The organism is Embleya australiensis, from assembly GCF_051903075.1.
Taxonomy (GTDB): Bacteria; Actinomycetota; Actinomycetes; order Streptomycetales; family Streptomycetaceae; genus Embleya.
The window spans coordinates 4,096,079-4,122,120 of the sequence record NZ_CP182423.1 but is presented as its reverse complement, the minus strand read 5'-3'; the positions used below and the strand labels follow the sequence as shown (position 1 = coordinate 4,122,120).

The following is a 26,042-nucleotide window of genomic DNA, read 5'->3' as shown; positions in this document are numbered from 1 at the left end:
CCATGAGGCGACACGTCCTCAGTCGTGTGTCGAGGAATCCGTATGCGGTGAGGCGGGCACGACGACCAGCGGGCAGCGGGCGTGGTGGATCAATCCCTGGCTCACCGAGCCCAAGAGCATGCCGCGGAAGCCGCCGACCCCGCGTGTGCCCACGACCAGGCACAATGCGTGCTCTGCGGCTTGCACCAAGGTTCGGACGGGATGCCCGACCGCGACCTCGCGACGCACGGGAACATCGGGATACGTCTCCGCCCGACCGGCGAGCGTTTCGGCCAACCGGATTCGGCCCTCCGTGATTTCCTCGGGCATGGCCGAGGCGCTCATCAGACCCGAGCCCGGCTGTCGGACGTGGATGGCAACGACCGTGGCACCGCGTTGCGCGGCCTCGTCGAAGGCGTAGTTGACGGCGGCATCCGAGTGCGACGAACCGTCCACGCCGACCACGACCGTAAGCGGGTCCGCGGTCGCGTGTTCGGGTTCGCGGACGATCACGACCGGGCAGGGAGCGTGCGCGGTGACCGGCACCGCGATGCCACCGGTGGTGAGCAACTCGGTCGCCGCGCACAGCTTGCGTGAACCCAGGACGATCATCGCCGCGTGGGACGCTTGCGTGCGCATGACCGTGGTCGGCTCCCCATCGAACAGCGCCGTGTCGACTACGAGTTCGGCATGCCGGGTCGAGGCCAGGACCGCAGCCTCGGCCAAGGCGCGCAGTCCCGCGTCGCGAAACCGTTGGCTCCAGGTCTGGTGGTGCGGATTGGTCTCGGGGTGACGATCCGCCCCGGCCGGCCAGTCGAGTGCGTGTATCAGGTGCAGTGGCAGTCCTCGTCGGGCCGCCTCGTCGGCCGCCCAGACCACGGCGAGCCGGCCGGCGTCGGTGTGTTCGACCCCGACGATGATCGGAGCGGGTCCGGCGTACGTGCGCACGATGCCTCCTTTCCGGGGGCCGGTTCGCATGTCGGCTCCCGGTGATGTCGATGACGGTGGAGATTCCACGCCGATCAGGTCCGGCCCGTGTGCGTTCCCGTGTCGGTTGCGTTCGGGGTCTTCGTGCCGGTGTCGTGCGCGGCCGTCCGTAGTGTCTCTGTCACGGGCCGGCGAGGGGTTGGGGCTCCGGGAGGCCCATACCCCATCCGCAGCACCATCTGGACGTGGCCGGGGCCGGTCCGCGGGTCGCGCAGGGTCGCCCGGGTATCCGGCCATTCGACGGCCTGATGCAGGACCGACATACGCAGACCGTGGACGGTTGCCAGCAGCCATACCCTCTCCATGGCCTGACCCGCACGCAGCCAGTCCTCCGGACGGTCGAAGCGTGTGGTGAGGGTGGCCACCTGGGGCAGTGCCTCGAAGCGCCGCGTCGATGTGGGATGGGTCGGCGGGTGTCCGGTGAAGGCGCGCACCGGCACACGGGCGTCGTGGTCCTGCGGGCCCAGGGCCGCACGCGGAATGCCGTCGGTGCTGAGCTCCTCGACGCGCAGCCACGTGCGGGTCTCCGCCTGCCGGGCGAGGTCTGCGGCCGTGCGTTGTTCGGCCTCGGCCGTCAGGTTCAGGACGCGGCGGGCGTCGGCTTCTTCCAGCACGTCCAAGACCACGCCTTCCGCCCCGGCGGCGGTGATGAGTTCACCGACGACGCGCTCCGGCACGTCACGGTTGGCGAACGGCAGCCGACTCGAGTGCCGGTCACCGATCGCCGCATACAGGTCCGGGTCGTACGGATGCGAGGCGTGGGTGAATCGACTCAGATCGAGTACGGCTGCCGCAGGCGGTTCGTTCCCGTCGGGCAGCAGCGTGACTTGCGGATCCCGATCCAGTCGTCCGGCGGCGACACGCATGTTGAATACGGCCGCGCCGACCGAGATGTGCAGGGCTCGGCCGTCGGGATCGGTGAGCGGGACGGCACGCGTCCTGTCCGCGTACACCGCGATCCCGAGACCGTCGCTCGTGGGTCGGAAGTACCACGGCTGGCTGTTGTGGAGTGAGGGTGCCGCACCGCCCGCAGCAGCCAGGAACCGTACATCGGCGGGGCTCAGGGATGCGTTGGTCATATCGATCTCTCCCCACGGCCCATCGATGCGGCCGCATGCCGGGAACGGGGCGTCGGAGGCCGCTGTCACGGGGCCTGCGCCGGATATGTCCAGTCTCGGCGGATCGGCGTGGGGAGCACAGGGCCGGACGCCCCCGGACGGCCAGGGCCATCAGTCCCCCGTCTCGGGTGGCGGCCCTATCCGCGTCCTCGTCCCACGCGTTGCGATCCACCGGTCGGCGCGGGCGGCGAGGAAGCCGAGGGCGGCGCCCGCGAGCGGGATCAGGAGGTCTGTGGCCGGGAGGGCGTGCGTGCCCAGCAGGTCCCGCAGCATCGGCACGTACACCCCGGCCAGGCCCAGGGTGGCGGAGGCGAGGACGGTGATCGGCAGGAACGGGTTGTCGCGGGTGAATACCCGCGTGCGCAGACCCGTGACGATACCGAGCTGTGCGCCGAGCAGGGTCAGGAAGAGCACGGTTTGCCAGGCCCGCCCCGTGTGGTCGCTCCACGCACCGGCGGCAAGGCTGACGGCGGTGACACACAGACCCAGGCGCAGGACCCGCTGCCACAGGCCGTCGCCGAGGATGCTCTGCTCGGGTGGGCGGGGCGCTCGCCGCATCGTGCCGGGGCCGGCGGGTTCGGCGCCGAGGGCGACGCCGGTGAGGCCGTGGGTGAGCAGGTTGATCCACAGGATCTGGGCGGCGAGCAATGGCAGGGGCAGTCCCAGGAGTGGTCCGAGCATCATCACGGCGATCTCGGCGGCGCCCCCGGAAAGACCGTAGACGAGGAAGCGGCGGATGTTGTCGTAGACGCGCCTGCCCTCCTCCATCGCGACGACGACCGTTGCGATCTCGTCGTCGGCCAGGACCAGGTCGGCTGCCTGGCGGGCCACTTCCGTGCCGCGGTCGCCCATGGCTACGCCGATGTCGGCGCGGCGCAGGGCAGGACCGTCGTTGACACCGTCGCCGGTCATCGCCGTGACGTGGCCGCGTGCGCGCCATGCCTGGATGATCGTCAGTTTCTGCTCGGGCGTCGTTCGGGCGAACACCCGGGCTGCGGTCAGGTCCCGGTCGGGGTCCGCGCGCAAGTCGGCGCCGGTGAGGACGGTTTCGTCGCCGTCGCGCAGGATGCCCAGACGAGTGGCGACGGCTCGTGCGGTGGACGGGTGATCACCGGTGATCATCACGGGCGTGATGCCGGCGTCGTGGCAGGCGGCGATGGTGGTGCGGGCGGCATCCCGGGGCGGATCGCTGATGGCGATCAGGCCGAGCAGGGACATCCCCTCCTCCGCGTCCTCCACATGGACGGGTACGACGTCGAGGCGGCGGGCGGCGACGGCCAGGACCCGGTATCCGTCGGTCGCCAACAGGTCGGCCTCGCGGCGTGCGGCGTGGAGGCGATCGGGGTCGTCGGCGGTGATGAAGCCCGGGGACAGGACGACCTCCGGGGCGCCTTTGAGGACGGCTCGCAGGCGGCCGTCGTGGTCGCGGTGCACGGTGGTCATGCGTTTGCGGTCGCTGTCGAAGGGGGCCTCCGCCGCCCGGGGGTGTTCCTCGCGCAGCGTGGCGCAGTCGATCCCGACCTTGCCGGCAGCGGCGAGCAGGGCCGCCTCGGTGGGGTCCCCCAATGCCGACCAGGAGGCGTCGGAGCCCGGTGGTACCAGGTGGGCGTCGTTGCACAGCGCGGCGGCGGTGAGCAGCTCGCGCACGCAGGCGGTGGTGTGCGCGTCGATCGGCCGCCCGTCGACGAGCACCGCTCCCTCGGGCGCATAGCCGGTGCCGGTCAGTTCGGCCGTGGCCTCGGGAGTCCACACGCGCTCGGCGACCATGCGGCCCTCGGTCAGGGTGCCGGTCTTGTCGGTGGCCAGCATCGTGACCGAGCCGAGCGTTTCGACGGCCGGCAGGTTGCGGACGATGGCGTGCCGCGCCGCCATACGTCGCGCACCCAGAGCCAGGCCCAGGGTGACCACGGCGGGCAACGATTCGGGGACCGCGGCGACCGCCAGACTGATGGCGGCGACTGCCATCGATTCGGTCGGTTCCCCGCGCACCAGGCCCAGGACGAAGACCACCAGACACAGGCCGACAACCACCGCGGCGAGCACCCTGCCAAGGTGGGCGAGCCTGCGCTGCAACGGCGTCGGTTCGGAGCGGTTCTGCATCAGGGCCGTGATCCGGCCCAGGGCGCCGGCCGCGCCGGTGGCGGTCACCTCGGCAAGCGCGCGACCGCGCACGATCACCGTGCCGGCCTGAAGGAGGTTGTCGGCGCCCGTTTCACCGGCGGGATCGAGGGCGGACTTGTCCACCGGTACCGATTCCCCGGTCAGGGCGGACTCGTCCACGAGCAGGCCCGACATCTCGTGCAGGACGGCGTCGGCGGGCACGATGTCGCCCTCGCTCAGCAGGACGATGTCACCGGGCACCAGGCTCGCCGACGGCACCTCGCTCTCGGCTCCGTCGCGCAGAACCCGCACCGCCGGTACGGACAGGTCCGACAGGGCCGTGACGGCCCGGTCGGCGCGGATTTCCTGAACGACTCCGACGAGCGTGTTGACCGTGACGACGACAAGGATGACGGCCGTATCCGCGGCGTCGCCGGTGAGCGTGGTCAGGACGGCGGCGGCCAGCAGCACCAGGACCAGGGGGTCGCGCAGTTGGGTCGCCACGCGCGCCCACAACGGTGTGCGCCGCGCCTGTCGCACCAGGTTTGGGCCGTACCTGGCGATTCGCTCGTTCACCTGGCTGCCGGTCAACCCGCGGACGAGGACCGGGTGTTTTGCGGGTGCGTTCGGGGCCGGGGACACCGGTGGCGTGTGGGGCACGATCGTTGGCCGATCTGTCGGGATGGATCTGCGGCCGGGTGGCGTGGCGGCAAGAGGGGCACCGGGCGGCGGCCCGATCGATTTCTCGGCCGAACGGCGCAATCGCGGGCAATGGCGATGCGCGGGCGCCGGCCGGCCCGACCGATCCGGAGCGCCGGCCCTCTCGCCCGACTGTGCCGCCGACACCCGTCGTCCGGGCAGGGCCGTTCGGCCCGGCTGCTTCGATGAAGGGCCCCGCGTCGCCGGTGCTCTCCGGCCCTCGGCTGCCACGACGGGGCCACCGGCCTTCTCGTCGGGGGCAGGCGGAGCCCGGAGCCGATCCGCCCCGCCGGGCGCGCCCGGGTTGGCGCAGTTCAGCCGTCCGGGTTCCAGGACGGGCGACGCCCGAACATGCCGGTCCACCGATCTCGGACCCCTCCCGGGCACACGAGGCCCACGGGCCACTCACGCGAACCGATACCGCGTGTGAGCCCACCGGACCCCGCGAGGGAGGCGTTCGGCCCTGGGCGCAACCAGGGTGACGCCACAGGGTAGGGACATGAGCGAATACACGACGAAACGCCCCCTCGACCGCGAGGAGGCGTGGACCCTGATGGCGGGTGTACGGATGGGACGCGTCGTCGTGAGCGAGGATGCTCTGCCGGCCGTCCACCTGGTGGCCTTCGCCCTCGACCGCGACTGCGTAGTCTTTCGTACCCGCGCCGACTCCCCCCTCGCGAAGGCCGCCCTGGACGCGGTCGTCGCGTTCCAGGCCGACGACGTCGGCCGGCCCGAACACGCCGGCTGGACGACCACTGTCATCGGCCACGCCTCGCGGGTCCACGATCACGCGGATCTCGCCCGTTTGGATCGCCTGCTGCCCGAGTCGGACGACGGTGGGAAACGGGTGTGGTTCCGCGTCACATCCGAGTTCGTCACCGGCCACCTCTTGCGACCGGCGCCGGGCACCCACGCCTCCTGCTGAGCCAACGCCCGCGTGTCGGGGACGCCACCCGAACGGCGAGGCAAGGTCCCCTGCGGGACACGCGTCACAAACACCGGCGGGCCCAGGAACGTCCTGTGACCGGTACACCGCGCTCGAGGCCGCGTCTTGTTCGGGCCGGGTTGATGCAAACACCGACAAGCAATCCGACGACCCCGATGGGGTGCGGCCCCGGACGGCGGTCGGCGTGTCCTAGCGATCTCGTTGCGCACGCAGGCGTGGGTGCCCGTCTCGAGGTATGGCCGGCGTTGCGAAGTCGCGGTCGATGCTCGCTCGTACGCGGGCGACAGCCGTGCTGCGGACGCGAGGCTCGGTGAGCGGGCCTGCGAAGGGCGTGCGCTGGTCTCCGGGTGACTGCGGGCGGGGTCCGGCGCGTGGCACGGTCCCGACTCCCCCGCGTTCCGGTCCGACTCTCGCCGGGATGCTGAGCCGAACGAGCAACGGACGGACATCGCCGTCCCGCGCGGATCCACGCGCACCATGCGTGTCCCCTGCTCACCGATCTGCACAGTGCGATGCCGACGGGCACGATCCCGACACGACTGCCGTGACGACCCAGCGAAACCCGATGATCCCATCCGCCGAACCCGTAGCCGGCTCGCGGTCGGGTGGACCGGCGCGGTTTGGCACGATGGGCCCTTAGGAAACGCATCGACAGGTCACCGATTCCCGGGGAGGGACTGCTGTGACGTCCGAGAAGCGACCGGCGTTGCCGGCGCGGATGCGGCTGGACGAGCTGCTCGACGAGTTGCAGGCCCACGTGGAGGTGGTGCGCTCGGCTCGGAATCGGGTGAACGGGCTGTTGGAGGCCGTGCTGACGGTGGGCAGCGACCTCGACCTGGAGATTGTGCTCCGGCGGATCGTGGAGTCGGCCGCGTCGCTGGTCGACGCCGAGTACGGGGCACTGGGGGTGATCGGCGAGGAGGAACGTTTGTCCCGGTTCCTGACCGTGGGCCTGGCCCCGGAGACGATCCGCGAGATCGGCCCCTACCCCACCGGACGCGGCATCCTCGGCCTGCTCATCCGCGACCCGCGCCCGCTGCGCCTGCACAATCTCAACGAACATCCCGAATCGTTCGGCTTCCCCGCCAACCACCCGCCCATGAACACCTTCATGGGCGTGCCGATCCGCATCCGCGACACCGTCTTCGGGAACCTGTATCTGACCGACAAACGCGGCGGCGCCGACTTCGACGAGGACGATGAGGCCGTGCTGCGCACCCTCGCCGCCGCGGCGGGTGTCGCGATCGACAACGCGCGCCTGTACGACGACGTCCGCCGCCGCGAACGCTGGCTCGCCGCCAGCTCCGACCTCACCCGCAGCCTGCTCTCCGGCGAACCCCCCGCCGACGTGCTCCGCTCCTTCACCGCCGCCATCCGCGAGATGGCCGACGCCGACCTGGTCACCCTGGCCGTACCCGTGCACGGCAGCGCAGACGGGGACCTGGTCGTCGAGGCCGCCGCCGGACCGTTGGCGGACCGTGTTCGCGGTCTGGTCCTGTCCGGCGAGAGCACCCTGATGGGCAAGGTGTTCGGCTCCGGCGAGACGATCACCAGGACCGACCTGGCCCGTGACCCCGGCGCCGTGGTCGCCCACACCGCCGAAGTCGACCTCGGCTCGGCGTTCCTGCTCCCGCTGGGCACCCCCGACAGCATCCGCGGCGTGCTCCAGGTCGCCAACCGGGCCGAGCGCCCGCAGCTTTCGGACGCGGTGCTGCGCATGGTCACCGGCTTCGCCGACCACGCCGCACTCGCCCTCGAGATCGCCGAACGACGCCGCGACGCCGAACTGCTGACCGTGCTCCAGGACCGCGACCGCATCGCGCGCGACCTGCACGACCTGGCCATCCAGCGCTTGTTCGCCACCGGCATGACCCTCCAAAGCGCCACGCGCTTCATCGACCACCCCGAAGCCCTCGAACGCGTCGAAACCGCTGTGGACGCCCTGGACGACACGATCAAGGTCATCCGATCCACGATCTTCTCCCTCAAGGCCCGCAACCGCGACACCGGCACCGGACTGCGCGCACGCTGCCTGCGCGAGGTCGACACCGCCACCCAAACCCTCGGCTTCGCCCCCACCCTGCGCGTCGACGGCCTCCTGGACACCTCCGTGCCCGAGAACGTCGCGACACACCTGATCGCGGTCCTGCGCGAAGCCCTCGCCAACGCCGCCCGCCACGCCCACGCGAACCGCGTCGAGGTACACGTGGAGACCGACGACAAACACGTGCGACTTCGGGTCCGCGACGACGGCGTCGGTCCACCCGCGTCCGCGACCCGCGACAGCGGGCTGGGGAACATGCGCGAACGCGCCGAAACCCTGGGTGGTACCTGCTCGTTCGGCCCGGCACCCGACGGCGGCGCACTGGTGGAGTGGCGCATCCCGCTGAGTTGACCGCGTTCGAGCCGTTCCTCGCGAGGGGCGTTCGCACGCACGACGCGGGCCCCACCCGCGGCGGCGGGAGCTCCCGGTCGGGTCACTCGGCCCCTTGTCTCCGGGTCCATCGGCCCGTGTGCGACGGGGACGGTATGCGTTGACATGGACTCGGAAAGGGCAACGCCCGCCCGTGCGGATGCCCCCTTCGAGAAGGGACGAGTCCATGTCTGCCATTGCGCCCCCTCCCACCGGACACGTGGTCGTCGGCGCGGACGGATCGCCCGCCGCGCTCTCCGCCGTCAGCCAAGCCGCCCTGGAGGCGGCGAACCGGCATCTGCCGTTGGAGATCGTCGGCGCTTGGGCCTTGCCCGACGACGCTCAACCGGACGCATTCGCGCCGCAGATGCGCCGTGAGGCCGAGGACGCGACGAGGGCGGCCGCCGCCCACGCTCAGGCGCTGCACCCGGGGATCTGGACGATCGCCCGGGTCCGCCGCGGCCCCGCCCACGAGGTATTGCTCGCCTCCGCCCAACACGCCTCGCTCATGGTGCTCGGAAGCCGCGGACACGGCCGGATGGCCGGTCTGCTCTTGGGCTCGGTCAGCCTTTCGGTGGCCGCGTACACCCCGTGCCCGCTGCTGGTGGTACGCGACAGGCTCGAGGCCGCGTCCCGGCCGGACGGCTCGGGTGAGGGCCTGGTGGTGGTGGGTGTCGAGGACTCGGATTGCGGTCCCGCGGTGGAAGCCGCCTACGAGGAAGCCCAGTTGCGGCACCTGCGGGTGTGCGCGCTCAACGCGATCCCACCGGTGGTCCCCACCCCCCTGGGGCTGCCCGCGGCGGCCATCGAATCCATGGCCGCGGAAACTGCCGTGCGACAGGGCGCCGTCCACGCCTCGCTGGCCACCTCGCGGGCCAAGCACCCCGAGATCGAATCGCAGGTGCGGGTCGTGCGAGAGGGCGCGAGTCGGGCGCTGGTGGAGGCATCGCGCGAGGCGGACCTGGTGGTCCTGGCCGCACACCGTCGCACCGCGCGCTTCGGCACGCGCCTGGGCCGCGTCAGCCACGCGGTTCTGCACCACGCACACGCCCCCGTCCTGATCGTGCCGGTCGGCTGACGGACGTACCGGACCCGGCCGAAGTCCCGAATGCGGTCGCCCGGTTCGACACGGGAGCAAGGAAGACGTTCGAAGCGGTCTGCGCCCCCAGGCGGTCGTCCCCGATCCGTCGGGAACGACCGCCTCTTCGTGCCGTCCGCCCCCCCGGCGCCGGCAACGTCCCGACGACAACCGGCTGTTGGACCCATCGATTGGGGCCGGTCGGCCCTGGGGCGGGGCGCCTGGATCGCGGGAGATTTGCGTCACGGCCCAGCAACGCACGTCGGCGGCCGAGTGCCGGGCACCGAGCCTGGCGCCACCAGGGAGGGAACCCGACATGGCAACCGCACACGACCACCGACTGTCCTCGCGCCTGCACCTGCCCCACCGCCCCACCTCGGCGCCCCGAACCCGGACGGACGCAACCGGGCCCGACGTCGTGGCCGGTGCCCCGGCGATCGCCGCGACCCGCACCGTCGATGTCGCCGTGGCGGGCCTGCGCGTCCTGCTGGGCTTCGTGTTCCTGTGGGCGTTCCTCGACAAGACGTTCGGCTTCGGCTACGCCACCGCGAACGGCAAGGGCTGGGTCGACGGCGGTTCCCCCACCAAGGGGTTCCTGTCCCACGTGCACGTCGGCCCGATGGCCGGCACGCTGCGCGGCTGGGCCGGGGAGACCTGGGCCGACTGGCTGTTCATGCTCGGCCTGCTCGGTGTCGGCCTCGCCCTGATCATGGGCATCGGCCTGCGCCTGGCGGCCCTGTCCGGCACCGCCATGATGGCGCTGATGTGGATCGCCGAGTGGCCGCCGGCAAAGCACCTCGACAACGGCAAGCCCACCGCCTCCACCAACCCTTTCACCGACTACCACGTCATCTACGCGATCTCGCTGATCGCCCTCGCCGCCGTCGCCGTCGGCAGCCGACTCGGCCTCGGTGCCCTGTGGGCCCGCCTGCCGATCGTCCGCGACCACCGCTGGCTGCTCTGATCGCCACCGCGATCACCACGGGCTTCGGCCGGGTACCGTCCGCGTGACGGGCCCGGCCGAGCCACGTGCCGTCACGATCCCCAGACCCCGATGCCCTGCGTACCGACAGGAGCCGGACACCATGCGCACCCCGCACCCTCCCCCCGAGGAACCCGCCTCCGAACCACCCACCGCAGCGGCCGACCCCAACGAGCGCACGCACGAGCCGCCCGAGCCGATCCGACGGTGGCTGGCCCACGCGGTGCCGCCCGGCGCGTCGATCCCGACCCGGGTGGAGTTGCGCGCACACGGCCGGATCCGGGTACGGCGATGGTGGTGTCCCTTCGAGTCCCGGCAGACCCTGACCCCGCCCACCGCGTTCCGCTGGGACGCGGATGTCCGGGGACCCGCGGGGATCCGGATCCGCGGCTTCGACCGCCTGGACGCGGACGGCGCCGCGATGCGGTGGCGGCTGTTCGGCGTGCTGCCGTTCATCGGCGCGTCCGGTGCCGACGTGACCCGCAGCGCGGCCGGTCGCCTGGCCGGCGAATCCGTCTTCGTACCCACCTTCGCGCTGCACCACGACGTGCGTTGGCAAGAGGTGGACGACACGCGCGCCGTCGCCCGTTTCGCCGTCGCCGGCTATCCACAGGAGGTGACGGTGGCCGTGACACCCTCCGGCGCCCTGGCATCGGTCTCCCTGCCCCGCTGGGGCAACCCCGACGGCCGTCGGCATCGCAAACATCGTTTTACCGCCACCTTCGACGGCGAGACCTCGCAGGGCGGATTCCTGCTGCCGACCGGCATTCGAGCCGGCTGGGAGGATGCCGGTGCGTTCATCCGGTACGACATCGACGCGGCGACCTTCCACCGAGGCGACCGGTGAATACGCCCCGTCGCCCCGTCACGGTGATTGCGCCTCGGCCCACCGGCACAGGGCCGTTCGGCCCTGGTCCAAGACCCGCTCGGAGTTCGAGAGTGGAGGGATGAGCGAAGACCTCGTGACCACACGTCCCCTCGACCGCCGGGAGACGTTGGCACTCATGGCCGGCGCACAGGTGGGCCGTGTCGTCGTCAGCGAGGGCGCTCTCCCGGCCGTGCACCTGGTGACGTTCGCCTTCGACGGCGAGTCGGTGATCTTCCGCGCGCCCGCCGACTCCGCGCTCGCGAAGGCCGCGTCGAACGCGGTGGTCGCCTTCCAGGCCGACCACATCGACCCGACCACCCGAACCGGCTGGACGGGCACCATCACCGGCCACGCCTCCCGCGTCCACGCCCCCGTGGCCACCGCGGGTCCGGCACACCCACTCGCCGTATCCGACGACGAGGAGGGGGCGAACCAGGCGTGGTTCTCGATCACTTCCGAATTCGTCACCGGCCGACTGGTAGAACGCACCACGGCCTTGTGCTCGCCTGCGAGTCGGGCGCCGGCAACCGTATCCCCACCCTCGGCGGGCGCGTGAGCCCGAATCGCCCGCCCGACACTGCGGTGCGTCGGGTTTCGCTGCGGCCGACCGCTTTGCGGACGCCGTAGGCTCCGGCGCTCGGCGGGCCGCCGTTTCGTGGCGGAGCCCGAGACCGGCCGGTGCGGTCGGTCTCGGGTTCGTCGCTCGCCGGCGCCGTTCGGGGCATCGGGCCGTCATCGCGGTGGGGTTCCGTGTGTCAGCGCAGGCGCCGCAGGTACGGGTCGTGGCCCTGTCGCGGGGCGAGGCGGATGCGGGCGTCGAGGACGGTGACGCCGTCGGGGCGGGCGACCAGCGGGTTCAGGTCGGCCTCCGCGAGTTGGGGCACGTCGTCCGCGAGCCTGGACAGGCGGTGCAGGATGTTCTCGATGCCGGCCGTGTCGGTGGGGGACGCGCCCCGGTGGCCGTAGAGCAACGGCGCCCCGCGCGAGCCGGCGAGCAACGCGTGTGCGTCCAGGTCGGTCAGCGGGGTCAACCGGGCACCGTGGTCGGCGAGCACGTCGGTGGTCACTCCGCCGAGACCGAACAGCACCAGCGGGCCGAGTACTTCGTCCTGGGTGACGCCGGCAATCAGCTCGACGCCGGAGGCGGCCATGGGTTGGATGACCACGCTCTCCATCAGGGCACCGATGCGATCGGCGAGGTCGGTGAAGGCCGCGCGCACCGCATCGTCGCCGACCAGGCGCAGCCGGACCCCGCCCACATCGCTCTTGTGCACGATCTGCGGGCCGTACGCCTTGAGCACGACCGCGCCGTCGGCGCCCAGGGGCGCAATGTCGCGGGCGAGCGCCACCGCCTCGTCGGCGTCGAAGGCCTGGCGCCACGGGCTGACCTCGATGCCATAGGTGCCCAGCAGGCGCGCGCATTCGCGCGGCGGCAGCCATCCCCCATCGGGCTCGCGCACCAGGTAGTCGGTGGCGAGCGTGCGGGCCGCGCCGCGGTCGACGTCGGGCAGCGGCGGTACCGTGCCGCGCGGTCGGGTCAGCCACATCGAGCGCTCGTGGGCGTGGGCCAGGGCAACTGCCGCGGTGCGTGCGTCGTTGTACACCGGCACCGTCCCGCCCGCGGCAGGCAACAGTTCCACGGAGGCGGCGCGTTCCGGGGCGATGACCACCACGGGCCGCTCCCGTACCGCCGGGCCCTCCAGGAGATCGCCCAGCGGGTCGCCGAGGGCGGTCGGCGCGAGGGCCAGGACGACGGCATCCACGTGGCCGGCCGCCAACACCCGGTCCACGCAACGGCGCAGGGTCTCACCGTCGATGGTGGCGGTGGTATCGACCGGGTTGGCGCACGCGGCGCCGGCGGGCAGCAGCGCCCGCAGGTCGGCCTCCAGGTCCGGGCCGAAGCGCGGCACGGCCAGTCCCGCGTCCACGCAGGCGTCCGCCGCCAGCACTCCGGCGCCGCCGGCGTTGCCGATCACGGCGATCGAGGCGCCGTCGGGCAGGGGTTGCGCGTGTAGCAGCGCCGCGACGGCGATCAGGTCGCCGAGGGTTTGTACGGCGGTGACCCCAGCCTGCCGGAACAGCGCGCCACGCGCCACGGTGGGGGTGACCGCCGCGGCGGTGTGCGACCCGGCGGCGCGGCGCCCGGCCGCGGAGCGACCCGCGTCCACGGTCAGCACCGGCTTGGTGCGGCCGACCGTGCGGGCGATCCGGGAGAACTTGCGGGGGTTGCCGAAGGATTCCAGGTGCAGGATCGCCATCGTGGTGCGCGGGTCGGCCTGCCACCACTGGAGCATGTCGTTGCCGCTGACGTCGTACTTGTCACCGAGTGACGCGAACGTCGACACCCCGATCCCCAGGCGGTTCAACTGCTCCGTCAACGCGATGCCGACCCCACCGGACTGGACCGCCACGCCGGCACTGCCCCGAGTGGGGATGGCCCAGCCGAAGGTCGCGTTGAGCGAGGTGGCGGGGTCGGTCTGTGCGATGCCCAGGCAGTTCGGGCCGACCATGCGCATCCCGTGTCGGCGGATGGAGGCGTGTACGCGCGCCGCCTGCTCGGGCGTGCCGCCCGAGGTCACCACCACCACGGCTCGCACCCCGACGCGCCCGCAGTCCTCGACCAGATCGGGGACCCGGTCGGCCGGGACCGCTACGACCACCAGATCCGGCACTTCGGGAAGCGACCGCGGAGTCGGGAATGCCAACACCCCGTCCACCTCCGTCGCCGTCGGATGCAGCACGGCCAACGACCCGGTATAGCCGGCCGCCTTGACGTTGTGCAGCAGCGCCCGGCCGACCGAGTCCGCCCGCCGCCCGGCGCCCGCGATCGCCACCGAGCGCGGGGCGAACAGCGGGACCAGGCCGGCCACATCCGCCAGCGCCTCTCGTCGGGCCACGGCGGTCAGATAGCGCTCGGTCGTCGGGATGTCGCCGTCCAGTCGAATCGCGCAGCTCAGCACACCGGACACCAGACGGTTCCGAAGCGGCATCCCCAAGTCCTCCAGGACCCGCAACATCGGCCGATTCCACGGCAACAGGTCCGCCACCAGCATGCGCACGCCGTCTGCGCGGGCCATGGTCACCACGTGCTCGATCAGCAGCGTGCCGATCCCCCGCCCGTGCCACGCGTCGGCCACTGCCAGCGCCAGTTCCGCCTCGCCGGAGCCGGCCGCGCCGTTGTACTCGACGACCCCGACCACCTCGTCCCCGCCGTGCGTGAGCGCGATCAACGCGCCACACCCGGCCCGATCGGGTGTACACACCCGCTCGGTCGTTTCACGCGCCGCCGATTCGGAGGCGCCGAAGAAGCGTAGGTAGGAATTCTCCGCCGACATCGCGCGGTGCATCGCCAGCACGCGTTCCCGGTCCTCGGGTTCGGGACGACGCAGCAGTACCGTCTCGCCGTCGGCGGCCAGCGCCCAGATCGCGTGCGGTGTGTCGACCTCGTGCATGGTCCCGTTTCCCTTCGGCCGGGCGCCTTCGCGCCGCTCGTCGCCAGCCTCGCGCGGATCCCTCGCGCCGGGCAGGGCCGACCGGTCCCCCATGAGGGGGTCCGTCGGCCCTGTGGGCCGGGTCTCGGCGACCGGCAGTGTTCGAGGCGAGGCCGGCACACGCCGGTCCGGGCTCAGGGAGGGCACCGTGAACATGCATCAGGGGGCGCCGCCGATCGTGGTGGGCGTGGAGCCCACCGAGGCGAGCGGGTTGGCCGTGGTGTGGGCAGCGGACGAGGCCGCCCGTCGCCGACTGCCGTTGCGTCTGGTCCATGCCTTGGACTGGCCGACCGGTGCCGACCGTGGGCCCGGCGCGAGCACGCATCGGCAGACGTGGAACGAACGGTTCCGCAAGGTGGGGACGCGTGCGCTGGAGGAGGCTCGGGCAGTGGTGGCGGCGCGCCATCCCGGGGTGGTCGCCGAGTCGGTCCTGCTCGACGGTGCGCCCATATCGGTGTTGCCCGGGCAGGCGCGGGACGCGGCGATGATCGTGGTGGGCTCGCGTCGCCTGTCGGCGACGACCGAACTTCTGGTTACCGGCGGCATCGCGACGTCGATCACCGCGCACGCGAGGTGCCCCGTCGTGGTCGTCCGCGAGCCCGAACACAGCGATGCCGATCCGCGCACGATCGTGGTCGGTGTGGACGGGTCCCGGCGTTCGGCGCCGGCGGTGGCGTATGCCTTCGAGGAGGCCGCCCGCCGCGGCGCCGCGGTCGTGGCCGTACATGTACGGCAACTGTCCACCGGTCTGATAGTCGGGTTGCACACGGGTGAGGAACTACGGGAGGGCCGGATCCGGCTCGCCGAGACGCTCGCCGGGTGGGGCGAGAAGTATCCGGACGTGTCGGTGCGCCGCGAAGTCGTCGTCGGACACCCGGTCAAGGTCTTGACCGACGCCGCCGAACACGCGCTGGCTTTGGTCGTGGGAACCCGGGGACACGGCGGCTTCGCGGGCATGCTGCTGGGTTCGGTCAGCCAGGGCTTGATCCACCACGCCCGGTGCCCACTGGTGATCGTCCCCGTCGCCGACGACGAGCGCCCGCACTCGTGACCGGGAACACGGCGAGCCGCACGTCCCCCGCCGGATGAACGCCGCTGCGGAGCCGCCGTGAGCGACTTTCGACCGCAGGCATCGGCGCCGGGGCGGTCACCGTCGTCGCCGGCCCCGGAGCACCACGAGTTCGAGCACACGCACGGTCGTGTGGGCCTGTGCCCTTCACGATGCACCACGCCCACCGGGCTCGGGACCCGCGGCTTGCCGCACGAGACCACCCGCGCATCCTGCTCCTGAGCCGCGTCCTCACCGAGACCCTCCGGCTGTACCTCTCGGGCTGGTTCCTCACACGCACCACCACCCACCCCACCCAACTCGCCGACGCACACCTGCCGACCGGAACCCTCACAGCTGGGTGCGACGGTCAGCGCTAATTGGCCATGGGCAGCGGTTGTTGGGCCGCCTGGGCCTCGGCGCCCGTTCGGTGCGACTCGTCGAGACGGGTGACACCGCATCGTGGTGGTTGACACCGCCCCAGCGTCGGGCGGGCCGGCGCCGATAGACCCGTCTCGGACGCCCGTGGCAGTCGCGAGTGCACGAGGAGCGGACTCTGCGTTCGTGGAGAGTGTGATTGCTCGGAGCGTCGATGAGCTGGATGCGGATTCGAGTGAGGTGGCCGAGGATGCGCAGCATGCGCTGATCGCGATGGGGCCGCAGGTTTTGGACCGGTTGTTGGTTGCGGCACCGGGGTTGGGCTCGTTCGGGCAACTGCGTGCCATCGAGGTCTTCGGCGCACTGGGGGATCCGCGTTCCGGGATCCCCCAGTGCGGGATCCGCGTTCGGGGATGTCCTCATCGGCATGCTGGGCAGTGACGACACGGTGGTAAGGCAGTGGGCCGCCGAAGCCCTGGCCGGGTTTGGAGTCCGGCGGGCCGTGCCGCGTTTGCGGCAGACCTACGAGAGCTTTCGGCAATGTGGTAAGAGGTCCGATCACAGCGAGGGTGTGGTCCTGCGCTGGGCTCTCACCGAACTCGGTGCCCGCCTTGTCGTGCTTCCGCTGCGGACCGCTGCGTTGCGCTGCCAGGTGGAGGGTTCGGGTCTCGTAGGGCCGACGGCTCACCTCCTCGAAGCAATTGGCGATCTGGCCGATCACGGCCAGGCGGTGCTCTCCTTCCAGGTGTGGCGGGTCGAGGCCGACGGCCGTGCTCGAGGAACGCACGGCCCGGACATCGATTGGAATGTCGACATCCGGAGTCCCCGGTCCGGGATCGTCGCCGAATGCAGGAACTGGGCCCTGTTGGCGGCCGAGGCCACCGCCCAGGCGCCGGACCGGGTGGCGACGATCTGCTGGATCGATGCGGCGGACCTGTGATCAGGGTCCCGGGTGTGGGCGTTCGACTGCGTCGACCGCCATGCATGGCCCGGTCACCGAGCTGCTCGTCCGAGTCGATCATTCGGGCTGGGTGGGCGCCGAACGCCAGGCACGCCTTCAACCCCGGTCGGGTGTCGTCTCGGATGGCCAGGCAGATCTAACCAAAGTGGCCAACAGTCGATGACCACCCACCGTTGACCAGCGGTGTTCCGAGCGCGTTCGGCCATCTAGGGCGCGTATCCAGTCGTGATCAATGAGTGTTCCGGCTGAGGGCTTTGACCCAGATCATCGCGGCGCGGAGGTGGAGGCCGGCGAGGTAGCTCTCAGGGGTCTTGTCGTATCTGGTGGCGATGCCGCGCCAGGCCTTGAGCCTGTTGATCAGGCGCTCGACGGTGTTCCGTTCCTTGTAGAGGTCGGCGTCGTGGCGGACGGGTCGGCCGCCCCCGCTGCCTTTCCTCTTGCGGTTGGCGGCCTGGTCGCTCTTCTCCGGGATGACCGCCCTGATGCGGCGTCTGCGCAGGTGGGCTCGGTTGCCGCGGGACGAGTGGGCCTTGTCCCCGGCGACCGCGTCGGGTCGGGTGCGGGGACGCCCGACGGGCCCTCGGACCCGTATTTTCTCGAGGACGGGGACGAACTGCGGGCTGTCGGCGGCCTGTCCCGCGGTCAGGACGAAGGCCAAGGGGCGACAGTCCCGGTCGCAGGCGAGGTGGATCTTGGAGGTCTGGCCGCCCCGCGAGCGCCCGAGCAGGGCGGCCCTCAGCCGGATCCGGTGCCGGCGCCGGACACGTCGTCGTTCCTCCCGCTCCGGGTCGATTCCGGCCCCGTTCCCGTCTTGTTCCCCCGGGTCGCCCCCTTTTGCCGGGCCTTCTCCTCCTCGGCGGCCTTCTCCAGGGCGGTGAGCGTGTGGGGGTCGAGACGCATCCCGGCGGCGTCGTGGTGAGCCCGGACGGTGGTCGAGTCCACACTCACCAGCGACAGGTCCACCCCGCCCCGTTTCGCGGTCTCCGCGATCAAGCCCTCCAGCAGGGCCTCGAAGACACCGGCGTCGCGCCACTGCCGGAAACGGTTGTGGACGGTCGGCCACGCACCGAACCGCTCCGGCACCTCACGCCACTGCGCACCCGTCCGAAACTTCCAGATCACACCCTCGAACTGCTGCCGCAGCCGCTCGGGATACGGACCGTACGCACCGATCGGCAGGTACGGCCCGATGAACTCCCACTCCACGTCCGTCAGTTGCTCTCGCGTCACACCAAACCGATCTACCAGACCAGGACCGCCTTGACGAAGAATCCCACAGATTGATCACGACCCGATACACGCCCTAGGTGTATTGCCCACGGAGGTTGGTGACGGATTGCATGGTGGGTTGATCTTGAACGAGTGAGGGCCTTTCGGGTTCGGTGTGGATTGCGACATCTGCACCGACCAACGAAAGGCCCTCATGCCCCACCGTAATGCACCCCTGACCGAGACCGGACGCCTGCGCCTGGCCCGTTGCGTCGTCGACGACCGATGGCCCCTGCGACGCGCGGCCGAACGCTTCCAGGTGTCGGTGACCACCGCCGCCCGATGGGCCGCCCGCTACCGCGAGTCCGGCGAGGCCGGAATGGCCGACCGCTCCTCCAGGCCACACCACAGCCCACGCCGCACCCCGACCCGCACCGAACGCCGCATCGTCAAGGTCCGCGTCCTGCGCCGCTGGGGACCCGCCCGGATCGCGTACCTCCTCGGACTGAACCCGGCGACCGTCCACCGCGTCCTGACCCGCTACGGCCTCGCCCGCCTGGCCCACCTCGACCGGGCGACCGGCCGGGTGATCCACCGCTACGAACACGCCGCCCCCGGCGACCTGGTCCACGTCGACATCAAGAAACTCGGCAACATCCCCGACGGCGGCGGCCACAAGGCCCTCGGCCGCGCCGCCGGACGCAAGACCCGCTCCGGCGCCGGATACGCCCACCTCCACAACGCCGTCGACGACCACTCCCGCCTCGCCTACACCGAAATCCTCACCGACGAGAAGAAGGAGACCGCCGTCGGATTCTGGGCCAGGGCACACGCCTACTTCGCCTCGTGCGGCATCACCGTCCGACGCGTCCTCACCGACAACGGCTCCTGTTACAAGTCGTATGCCTGGCGCGACTCCCTTGCGGCACAAGGGATATCGCACAAGCGCACGCGCCCGTATCGACCGCAGACCAACGGCAAGGTCGAACGCTTCAACCGCACCCTCCTCGACGAATGGGCCTACGCGCAGCCCTACCGCACCGAGACCGAACGCCGCGAAGCCTTCCCCGCCTGGCTCCACACCTACAATCACCACCGCGGACACACCGCACTCAAGGGCCAACCACCCGCAAGCCGCGTCACCAACCTCACGGGTGAATACACCTAACGCCATCCGTCCAACTTGGCCTCGTGGGCCCGGCCCGACCCGGTGGGGACCCGGTCGACACGGGTGGCGAGGGCGACGTCGACGGGGAGCGTAAGAGCGGGCATCCCCGCCCGTACCCCGGACCCGGCCTCGTCATCCGGAGCCGCAGGCGCACGCCGTCGCGGTCACCGTGGGGTGGCGTCGGACCGCGCCCCGGAAGGGTCACGGCTGGACCGGGAGACGCCTCCCGTGTTCGGTTTCACGGTGAATCGCCGGCCGGCGCTGCTCGGGACTCAGTGATGGGGCGCGGCCATCGGATTCTCCTCGCGTCGTGTACCGGAACCGCCCCATCGAGGCGATTTCTCTCTTTCAGGATCCCGACGGGTGCACGGTCGAACTCGAGGCGGTCGCGCGACCGAACGGCGCCCGCCTGGCGTGAAGTTGTTGCGACGGGGCGGCGGCGGTGCGGGGCAGTCGCGTGGGCGACCGCGGGTGGACCGATCGTGGCAGTGGTCGGTCCACCCGCGGTGGGGTGTCAGCTGCGGCGGATGATCACCAGGAGTAGTACGGCGGGGACGTCGCCCGCGTTGCAGATGGCGTGGGCGACATCGCCCGGTAGAACGGCCATGTCCCCCTGTGTCAAGGCCACTTCGTGGGTGCCCGCTCGTACGGTGACACCGCCGCTCAAGATGGTGAAGACTTCGCGGGTTCCCGGTTCGTGGGGAGGGAAGGGCCCCGCGGTATTGCCCGCCTGGACGGTGTAGCGGACCATCTCGACGCCGTCCATTGCGGGAAAGAGCGACTCACGGATCGCGCCCGTGTTCTCGTCGACCATCGCGACGCTGCTCGTCCCGCGAAGGATCTGGACCGGTGGGATGACGTGTTGCCCCAGCAGCTCGGACAGGGGCGTCGCCAACGCGTCCGCGATGGCGACCGCGGTGCCCAGGCCCGGCCTTCGCTCACCGCGTTCGATCTTGGACAGCGACGCCCTCGACACCCCGCTCTTCTCGGCGAGGGCCTCCAGGGTCAGCCCCGCCTGCCTGCGGCGATGACGCACGGACGCGCCGAAACTGGCGTCTACCACTTGATCCTCACCATTGGGCTTGTCGCCCCTTCGTCACGATCACTCCGATGTTGCCACCGCGTCGATCTCCACCGCCAGGTCGCCCAAGAGGCGGCTGACCTCGAGCGTCGCCCTGGCCGGGCGATGGTCACCGAACACCGCAGCGTACACAGTGTTCACCTCGGCGTAGTCCGAGAGGTCGGCGAGGTAGATGGTGGTCTTGAGCACCTGCCCCAGCGAGGAGCCCGAATCGATCAGTACCCGTTCGAGGTTGCGCAGGACGATCGCCGTCTGCTCACCGGCGGGCAGGTGCGAGAGCGGCTTCGATGTGTCGGCGTCGAGCGCCAGTTGCCCGGCGCAGAAGACCAGGTTTCCCGCCGTCTGGACGTGACTGTACGGGCCCAGGGGCTGGGGGAGGTGTTCCGAGTTGGTCATTGTTTGTTTCCTCCGGATCTCTTTTTGTAGAATATTCTTCTATTGTGGACCTGGCAAGAGAGCATGGCCGCGACGTCGCGACGGAAGCTCAGACGGTGCGTGCCGCCCGGTCGAGTTCCGTGCCCTGCGGGGTGGCGGTCTCGATCGGTCCCTCGCCCGACTCCGTCGGAGCGGGTGCCGCCGCCACGACGCCGCCGACTTTCGATTTGAGCACGGTGACGACCGGCACGATCAGGCAGTAGGCCAGGGAGAGTGAGGACGGCAGACCCCACACACGCACCACGGCGTTGAGGGCGCTGAAGACGACGCAACTGCCGGCGGCGGCGGCAATGCCGAGCACTGCGGATTTGACCGAGGGGGTCAGGAACACTCCCCCGATCGCCATGCAGACCAGGGCGCCGTTGAGGCCCACGACCCCGACGTAGACGAGGAAGCCGTCGAAGCCCATCAGAGTCGCGGTGGCGACCGCGGCGGCGGAGCCCAACAGCGCCAGGGCTGCGAGCAGTCGCGAGAACAGGGCTATGGCGACGAGAAACACCAACGCCGCGGGGACGCTCTCCAGGAAGAACAACTGGCTGATGCCGTGCAGCACCGCGCGTACATGATCCGTCAAGGAATCGGTGCCCGCGATCGCCGCAGGAGTGTCTCGCAGGGTGGGATCGACCGAGAGGGGACGGGTGGGATCCGGAGGGGTCACGTAGGGGCGCAGGTGAGTGACGTCGGCCTGCTGGAGCGCGATGACCAGCATCATCAGCACGCCGTTCATCGGCAGGGCCAGCGGGGGCACCCCCCAGGTGCGCGTCATGAAGCACATGAGCGCCCCCATGGTCAGCGCCGTCACCGCGGCGGCGGCCGCTGCCAGGGCCAGCACGGTCGGACTCCACGAAGGCGCGAGCAGGACCCCCGCCCCCGCTCCGGTCAACGCGCCGTTGAACCCGTAAAGGCCCAGGCGCGCGTCGGCGCGGTCGAAGCCCAGCAGGGCGGCTGTTGCGGTCGACGCCACCACTCCCACCGAGACGAGCGCGCCGAACCAGGGCGACACCCACCACACGGTGACGAGCATGATCGTGCCGGTCAGCGGATTGCCGAGGAAGCCGGCCATGCCGACGCCGCGCAGACAGTTGGTCAGGAAATCGAGTGCGGGATGCTCGGCACATCGAGCCGACAGATTCGGCACGACGCCGGTGAGGGTCTGTCTGGTCAGCGGTGGCCTGATGGTACGGCGGGCGTTGCCCATGGTGTCTCTCCTTGACGGGCCGGTCGTGAATACACCCGACCGACGCGGGCGTCGGGTTGAGCTGCGTCGGTCGCCGGGGCGGCCTCGCCGGAGTAGGGGCGGCAGGCTTGCCCCTTCGAAGCGTGAACCGGTCGCGACGGCGTGCGGCGGGGGACCTGCCGGTTGATCGAGCGGCGGGGGGAATGTGGTCGCGCGGGGCCGGTTCGCGACTCCTCGGCGCGGAGTGCGGTTCGTGGCCTCGATCGTCGGTTCCGGGAAGGAGTGACCGGACGTGAGGTGGACTGGGCGACCGCCGTATGGCATCGAACTGCCTGCGTGTTCACGGAGTCCGACGGATGACGCAGGAACGTACAGGCCCCGGACCCGCCCGGCAAGACCCGATTCCGTTCCCTTGTTCTTTCCCGGCGTGAGGTGCCACAGCCAGGGACGCCGGGACCGTCGGGCTGTCACGCGGGCCGAGGATCGAGCGCAGACGGGAGGTGTTCGGCCCACTTCCGGTGTCTCATTCGACGGACCCGACATGCCTTGACCCCGCGTTCCCCAGGGAGTAGAACTTTCTTCATTAGAAGATTAGGCAAGAATTCTGGTCGGGCATAGCCCCCAAAGCACCGCGCACGACAGAAGTCGCGGTCCGTCGACCGAACGCCCCAACGCGGCTCCCCAGGGGCTCGCCGCGCCACCGACAGGTGTCGCTCCTCCTTAGATCCCGGAGAAAGCACCAATGCCACGAACCCCTTCCCCCACTCCTGCGCTGCGGATCTTTCGGGCCCGGCGCATCGTCACCTTCGATCGGGACGCGGAGGCCTTCGCCACGCTCGGGGAACGCGTCATCGACACCGGGACCCTCGCCGACCTGCGCTATCGCTTCCCGCTCGCCGAAATCGTCGACTTGGGCGATCGGCTGGTCGTACCCGGTTTCAACGACGCCCACTGTCATCCGTCGGTCACCGCGGAAACACGGCTGCGACTGGATGTGTCACCCGCGGCCGTGAAGGACGTCGAGGATCTGCGCCGGGTACTGAGCGCCCGTGCTGCCGCCACGCCCGAGGGCGGATGGATCTTCGCCGCCGGGTTCAACCCGGCTGGAAGCGCCGGGAGTCGCATCGACAGGAATTTCCTGGACGCAATCTCCACACGGCATCCGATCGTCGTCGTCCTGTTCAACTGGCACATCGCGGTCGTCAACTCCATGGCGTTGGAATCGACGGGCCTCACGGACGCGTCCGAGGCCCCGGTGGGCGGGGAGTTGGGATTCGACACCGCAGGCAGGCTGGATGGGTGGTTGTACGAACAGGCGTTCCTGGAGCCGTACTGGTCCGGCACCGGGCGTCCCCCGTGGGTCCCCGAGCCGGACCAGGACTCGTTGATGGACGCATTGGTCGAGGAGAACAACCTCCTCCACTCTGTGGGGATCACGTCGTACTGCGACGCGATCGTCACGCCCCGGGTATGGCGCACCTACCAGGCGACGCGCGACGCGGGTCGCTTGACGGCCCGCGTCGGAATGCTGCTGTGGAGCACCTACTTCGACACGGCCGAGGAACTGGGCCTGGGCGCCGGATTCGGCGACGATCGGCTTCGCTTCCTCGGGATCAAGGCCATGTACGACGGGGCATTGAGCGGCGGAACATGCCTGTGCAGCACACCGTACGCCAGCGCCACGGACGGCAGGAACGGCATCCAACTGGTCGACGAGCGGGCCTTCGCCGATCTGGTCGGGGCGGTGCACGCGAAGGGCATGCGCATCGCGGTTCACGCGAACGGAGACCGCGCGATCTCCGAGGTGCTCGACGCCATCGAAGCAGCGCAGGCGGCTTCCCCCGGGGCCGGTCTCAACCACAGGATCGAACACTGCAGCATGGTCGACGATCAGCTGCTGGAACGCATTCGTGCCGCGGGCGTGACCCCCGTGCCGTTCAGTGGTTCCATTCGCCAGCACGGCCCGCAGCTCGTCGGCTTCTATGGTGCGGACCGAGCGGCCACGATCCTGCCGCACCGGTCCTTCCTCGACGCCGGCATCGTCGTCGGGGGCTCCTCCGACTACCCGACGACCCCTATCGCCCCCCTGACCGCCATCGCCTCCATGACCACCCGGGCGACCGCCGAGGGCCAGGTCATCGGCGCCGACCAGCGGATCAGCGTCCTGGAGGCGCTCGAGCTCTACAGTGTGGGATCGGCCCATGCCTGCGGCGAGGGCGACCACAAGGGCCGGCTCGCGCCCGGCTACCTGGCGGACTTCACCGTCTTGGACACCGACATCATCACGGCGGGACCCGAAGGCGTCAGCGAAGCGAACGTCCTGTCCACGTGGGTCGGCGCCGAACGCGTGTGGTCCTCGTGAACGTCCGCCGGCCCGCTCCCCCGGACGCGGCGCCGACACCACACGCCACGGCGCCGCACATATCGCCCGCGGGCGCCCACCGGGGCGCTCGACGAACCGCAGCCAACCGAAGGACCTGGTCCTGATGACCGAAACCCACGGCACCCGGGACGCAGCCCCGGGCAACCGCCCCAGCCTTCCCCAGGACGAGGTCCTCCTGGCGAGCGTCGAACACGTAGGCGAACTGTTGAAGACCAGAGCGCTTTCACCGGTCGAACTCACCAAGGCCGCTCTCAATCGCGTCAACCGCCTCAACCCCCGCCTTCGTGCGTTCGTCCACGTCGCGGCAGCCGAGGCCCTCGAGGCGGCGACGCAGTCCGAGAAGCGGCACCGACGCGGCGAGGCTCTCGGGCCCTGGGACGGAATTCCGGTCTCGGTCAAGGACATCTGTGCCGTGGCGGGTCTTCCCCTTGAAGCCGGATCGGCCGTGCTGCGGGGCCATGTCGCCGCATACGACGCCGAGATCGTCCGCGTTCTGCGCGGGACGGGAGCGGTCATCCTGGGAAAGACGTCCCTCGACGAGTTCGCGCTGTCCACCTCGGGCCCCGCCCGCAACCCGCTGAACACGGCGCTGTCCCCTGGGGGTTCCAGCGGCGGGGCGGCGGTGGCGGTAGCAACCGGAATGTCGTTCGCGGACATCGCCACCGACACCGGCGGCAGCGTGCGCATCCCCGCCCACTGCTGCGGAGTCGTCGGCCTGAAACCCACACATTCCCTGCTGCCACTCGACGGCATCGTGCCCCTCGCGCATTCGCTCGACCACGTCGGCATCCTCACCCGCACCCTCGGCGACTCCGCGTCGTTCCTGGCGGCCCTCCAACCCGGGGACGGACCCGCCGTGCCGGCCGACGTGCCGGCCTTCTCCTCCCTGCGCGTCGGCGTGGTCCCGCAACTGCCCATCCGGAGCGACGCGGTTCGCCGCGACTACGAGCACCTGACACAAGTCCTACGCGCCGAGGGAGCCGATGTCCGCGAGGTGTCGCTGCCCGATCTCGACGCCGTGTCCGCCGTACACATGACCGTCCTCAGCGCCGAGATGTCCCGGTACCACCGGCAACGCTTCGGCCCCAAGGAGTCCCGGTACGGCGACGGCATGACCGCGGTGTGCGAGATCGGCGCCGACGTCTCGACCGAGGCTTACACCGCGGCACGGGAGGCCCGCGGGGAGTTGTGCCGTGCGATCGACCGGCTCCTTGTGGACGTGGACGTGCTCGCGCTCCCGACACTGCTCATCGACGTGCCCGAGGCAGACCGTGCGACGGTCACCATCGCCGGGATAGAACAACTCGTCACCCCCGCGATGGTGCGGCTCACCTCCCTGTTCAACCACACCGGGCACCCGGCGGTCACCGTGCCACTGGCCGCGAACCTGGGGGAGCAGCCCTCCTCGGTCCAACTCGTGGCCCCCTACCACCAGGAGCGACGGCTCCTCGCCGCAGCGCAACGCATCCGCGCCGGGATGGCGTCGCGTTGAACGCCCGATCGTCCCGAGGCCGCGCCCGCCATCGGCCGGCCCTCGGGGT

The 26,042-nt window shown here is 70.8% G+C and carries 20 protein-coding genes and 1 pseudogene; 13 read left to right on the top strand and 8 right to left on the bottom strand.

Annotated elements, in window-relative coordinates; all coding sequences use genetic code 11:
• Nucleotides 1-18 precede the first annotated feature (18 nt).
• The 3 genes from ACMXN5_RS48345 to ACMXN5_RS48335 form a co-directional block, all read right to left on the bottom strand.
• Nucleotides 19-927 (bottom strand): universal stress protein, encoded by a 909-nt coding sequence (locus ACMXN5_RS48345; protein WP_439681253.1) that lies wholly within the window; start codon nt 925-927, stop codon nt 19-21.
• A gap of 74 nt (nt 928-1,001) precedes the next feature.
• Complete coding sequence (locus tag ACMXN5_RS48340; protein WP_439681252.1) at nt 1,002-2,045, bottom strand: Acg family FMN-binding oxidoreductase; 1,044 nt, start codon at nt 2,043-2,045, stop codon at nt 1,002-1,004.
• A gap of 150 nt (nt 2,046-2,195) precedes the next feature.
• A complete protein-coding gene (locus tag ACMXN5_RS48335) occupies nt 2,196-4,826 on the bottom strand; it encodes a cation-translocating P-type ATPase (RefSeq protein WP_439681251.1) in 2,631 nt (876 codons plus the stop codon).
• 556 nt (nt 4,827-5,382) lie between these two features.
• Between ACMXN5_RS48335 and ACMXN5_RS48330 the strand changes: the two genes are divergently transcribed.
• The 6 genes from ACMXN5_RS48330 (at nt 5,383) to ACMXN5_RS48305 (ending at nt 11,726) form a co-directional block, all read left to right on the top strand.
• Complete coding sequence (locus ACMXN5_RS48330; RefSeq protein WP_439681250.1) at nt 5,383-5,808, top strand: pyridoxamine 5'-phosphate oxidase family protein; 426 nt, start codon at nt 5,383-5,385, stop codon at nt 5,806-5,808.
• 739 nt (nt 5,809-6,547) lie between these two features.
• On the top strand, nt 6,548-8,224 hold the full coding sequence (locus tag ACMXN5_RS48325; protein WP_439681440.1) for a sensor histidine kinase: 1,677 nt from the start codon (nt 6,548-6,550) through the stop codon (nt 8,222-8,224).
• Between the two features lie 205 nt (nt 8,225-8,429).
• Nucleotides 8,430-9,320 carry a universal stress protein gene (locus ACMXN5_RS48320; RefSeq protein ID WP_439681249.1) on the top strand — a complete coding sequence of 297 codons (891 nt, stop codon included), beginning with the start codon at nt 8,430-8,432 and terminating at the stop codon, nt 9,318-9,320.
• A 316-nt stretch (nt 9,321-9,636) separates the two neighbouring features.
• The gene (locus ACMXN5_RS48315; protein ID WP_439681248.1) at nt 9,637-10,284 is read left to right on the top strand and encodes a hypothetical protein; all 648 of its coding nucleotides are present in this window, start codon (nt 9,637-9,639) and stop codon (nt 10,282-10,284) included.
• Nucleotides 10,285-10,405: 121 nt separating this feature from the next.
• On the top strand, nt 10,406-11,149 hold the full coding sequence (locus ACMXN5_RS48310; RefSeq protein ID WP_439681247.1) for a DUF6544 family protein: 744 nt from the start codon (nt 10,406-10,408) through the stop codon (nt 11,147-11,149).
• 100 nt (nt 11,150-11,249) lie between these two features.
• The gene (locus ACMXN5_RS48305; protein ID WP_439681246.1) at nt 11,250-11,726 is read left to right on the top strand and encodes a pyridoxamine 5'-phosphate oxidase family protein; all 477 of its coding nucleotides are present in this window, start codon (nt 11,250-11,252) and stop codon (nt 11,724-11,726) included.
• 199 nt (nt 11,727-11,925) lie between these two features.
• Here the strand turns inward: ACMXN5_RS48305 and ACMXN5_RS48300 are convergent, their stop codons facing one another.
• Entirely contained in the window at nt 11,926-14,622 is a 2,697-nt protein-coding gene (locus ACMXN5_RS48300; RefSeq protein ID WP_439681245.1) for a bifunctional acetate--CoA ligase family protein/GNAT family N-acetyltransferase, read from the bottom strand.
• A 193-nt stretch (nt 14,623-14,815) separates the two neighbouring features.
• Here ACMXN5_RS48300 and ACMXN5_RS48295 point away from each other — a divergent pair, with 193 nt between their 5' ends.
• The 4 genes from ACMXN5_RS48295 (at nt 14,816) to ACMXN5_RS48280 (ending at nt 17,027) form a co-directional block, all read left to right on the top strand.
• On the top strand, nt 14,816-15,712 hold the full coding sequence (locus ACMXN5_RS48295) for a universal stress protein (protein ID WP_439681439.1): 897 nt from the start codon (nt 14,816-14,818) through the stop codon (nt 15,710-15,712).
• Nucleotides 15,713-15,882: 170 nt separating this feature from the next.
• Complete coding sequence (locus tag ACMXN5_RS48290; protein WP_439681438.1) at nt 15,883-16,089, top strand: cytochrome P450; 207 nt, start codon at nt 15,883-15,885, stop codon at nt 16,087-16,089.
• A 184-nt stretch (nt 16,090-16,273) separates the two neighbouring features.
• The gene (locus ACMXN5_RS48285; protein WP_439681244.1) at nt 16,274-16,528 is read left to right on the top strand and encodes a hypothetical protein; all 255 of its coding nucleotides are present in this window, start codon (nt 16,274-16,276) and stop codon (nt 16,526-16,528) included.
• Entirely contained in the window at nt 16,515-17,027 is a 513-nt protein-coding gene (locus ACMXN5_RS48280; RefSeq protein WP_439681243.1) for a HEAT repeat domain-containing protein, read from the top strand. Before ACMXN5_RS48285 ends, ACMXN5_RS48280 begins: the two co-directional genes overlap by 14 nt.
• Nucleotides 17,028-17,277: 250 nt before the next feature.
• On the opposite strand, the pseudogene ACMXN5_RS48275 reads toward ACMXN5_RS48280, so the two are convergent.
• A pseudogene (locus ACMXN5_RS48275) lies at nt 17,278-18,278 on the bottom strand (IS5 family transposase).
• A gap of 193 nt (nt 18,279-18,471) precedes the next feature.
• Here ACMXN5_RS48275 and ACMXN5_RS48270 point away from each other — a divergent pair.
• Complete coding sequence (locus tag ACMXN5_RS48270) at nt 18,472-19,425, top strand: IS481 family transposase (RefSeq protein ID WP_439681242.1); 954 nt, start codon at nt 18,472-18,474, stop codon at nt 19,423-19,425.
• Nucleotides 19,426-19,939: 514 nt separating this feature from the next.
• On the opposite strand, the gene ACMXN5_RS48265 is transcribed toward ACMXN5_RS48270, so the two are convergent.
• The 3 genes from ACMXN5_RS48265 to ACMXN5_RS48255 form a co-directional block, all read right to left on the bottom strand.
• The gene (locus ACMXN5_RS48265) at nt 19,940-20,488 is read right to left on the bottom strand and encodes a helix-turn-helix domain-containing protein (protein WP_439681241.1); all 549 of its coding nucleotides are present in this window, start codon (nt 20,486-20,488) and stop codon (nt 19,940-19,942) included.
• Nucleotides 20,489-20,527: 39 nt separating this feature from the next.
• Complete coding sequence (locus ACMXN5_RS48260; RefSeq protein WP_395874123.1) at nt 20,528-20,902, bottom strand: RidA family protein; 375 nt, start codon at nt 20,900-20,902, stop codon at nt 20,528-20,530.
• An 88-nt stretch (nt 20,903-20,990) separates the two neighbouring features.
• Complete coding sequence (locus ACMXN5_RS48255) at nt 20,991-22,139, bottom strand: urea transporter (RefSeq protein WP_439681240.1); 1,149 nt, start codon at nt 22,137-22,139, stop codon at nt 20,991-20,993.
• Between the two features lie 721 nt (nt 22,140-22,860).
• On the opposite strand from ACMXN5_RS48255, the gene ACMXN5_RS48250 reads away from it, so the two are divergent.
• Together ACMXN5_RS48250 and ACMXN5_RS48245 are read left to right on the top strand one after the other, a co-directional pair.
• Entirely contained in the window at nt 22,861-24,480 is a 1,620-nt protein-coding gene (locus tag ACMXN5_RS48250) for an amidohydrolase (RefSeq protein WP_439681239.1), read from the top strand.
• Between the two features lie 124 nt (nt 24,481-24,604).
• Entirely contained in the window at nt 24,605-25,993 is a 1,389-nt protein-coding gene (locus ACMXN5_RS48245) for an amidase (protein WP_439681238.1), read from the top strand.
• Nucleotides 25,994-26,042: the final 49 nt, after the last annotated feature.

Coding starts and splice junctions, on each gene's coding strand:
- ACMXN5_RS48340 (WP_439681252.1), bottom strand. CDS start 2,045: ATGACCAACGCATCCCTGAGCCCCGCCGATGTACGGTTCCTGGCTGCT.
- ACMXN5_RS48330 (WP_439681250.1), top strand. CDS start 5,383: ATGAGCGAATACACGACGAAACGCCCCCTCGACCGCGAGGAGGCGTGG.
- ACMXN5_RS48325 (WP_439681440.1), top strand. CDS start 6,548: ATGCGGCTGGACGAGCTGCTCGACGAGTTGCAGGCCCACGTGGAGGTG.
- ACMXN5_RS48320 (WP_439681249.1), top strand. CDS start 8,430: ATGTCTGCCATTGCGCCCCCTCCCACCGGACACGTGGTCGTCGGCGCG.
- ACMXN5_RS48315 (WP_439681248.1), top strand. CDS start 9,637: ATGGCAACCGCACACGACCACCGACTGTCCTCGCGCCTGCACCTGCCC.
- ACMXN5_RS48310 (WP_439681247.1), top strand. CDS start 10,406: ATGCGCACCCCGCACCCTCCCCCCGAGGAACCCGCCTCCGAACCACCC.
- ACMXN5_RS48305 (WP_439681246.1), top strand. CDS start 11,250: ATGAGCGAAGACCTCGTGACCACACGTCCCCTCGACCGCCGGGAGACG.
- ACMXN5_RS48300 (WP_439681245.1), bottom strand. CDS start 14,622: ATGCACGAGGTCGACACACCGCACGCGATCTGGGCGCTGGCCGCCGAC.
- ACMXN5_RS48295 (WP_439681439.1), top strand. CDS start 14,816: ATGCATCAGGGGGCGCCGCCGATCGTGGTGGGCGTGGAGCCCACCGAG.
- ACMXN5_RS48290 (WP_439681438.1), top strand. CDS start 15,883: ATGCACCACGCCCACCGGGCTCGGGACCCGCGGCTTGCCGCACGAGAC.
- ACMXN5_RS48280 (WP_439681243.1), top strand. CDS start 16,515: ATGCTGGGCAGTGACGACACGGTGGTAAGGCAGTGGGCCGCCGAAGCC.
- ACMXN5_RS48270 (WP_439681242.1), top strand. CDS start 18,472: ATGCCCCACCGTAATGCACCCCTGACCGAGACCGGACGCCTGCGCCTG.
- ACMXN5_RS48260 (WP_395874123.1), bottom strand. CDS start 20,902: ATGACCAACTCGGAACACCTCCCCCAGCCCCTGGGCCCGTACAGTCAC.
- ACMXN5_RS48255 (WP_439681240.1), bottom strand. CDS start 22,139: ATGGGCAACGCCCGCCGTACCATCAGGCCACCGCTGACCAGACAGACC.
- ACMXN5_RS48250 (WP_439681239.1), top strand. CDS start 22,861: ATGCCACGAACCCCTTCCCCCACTCCTGCGCTGCGGATCTTTCGGGCC.
- ACMXN5_RS48245 (WP_439681238.1), top strand. CDS start 24,605: ATGACCGAAACCCACGGCACCCGGGACGCAGCCCCGGGCAACCGCCCC.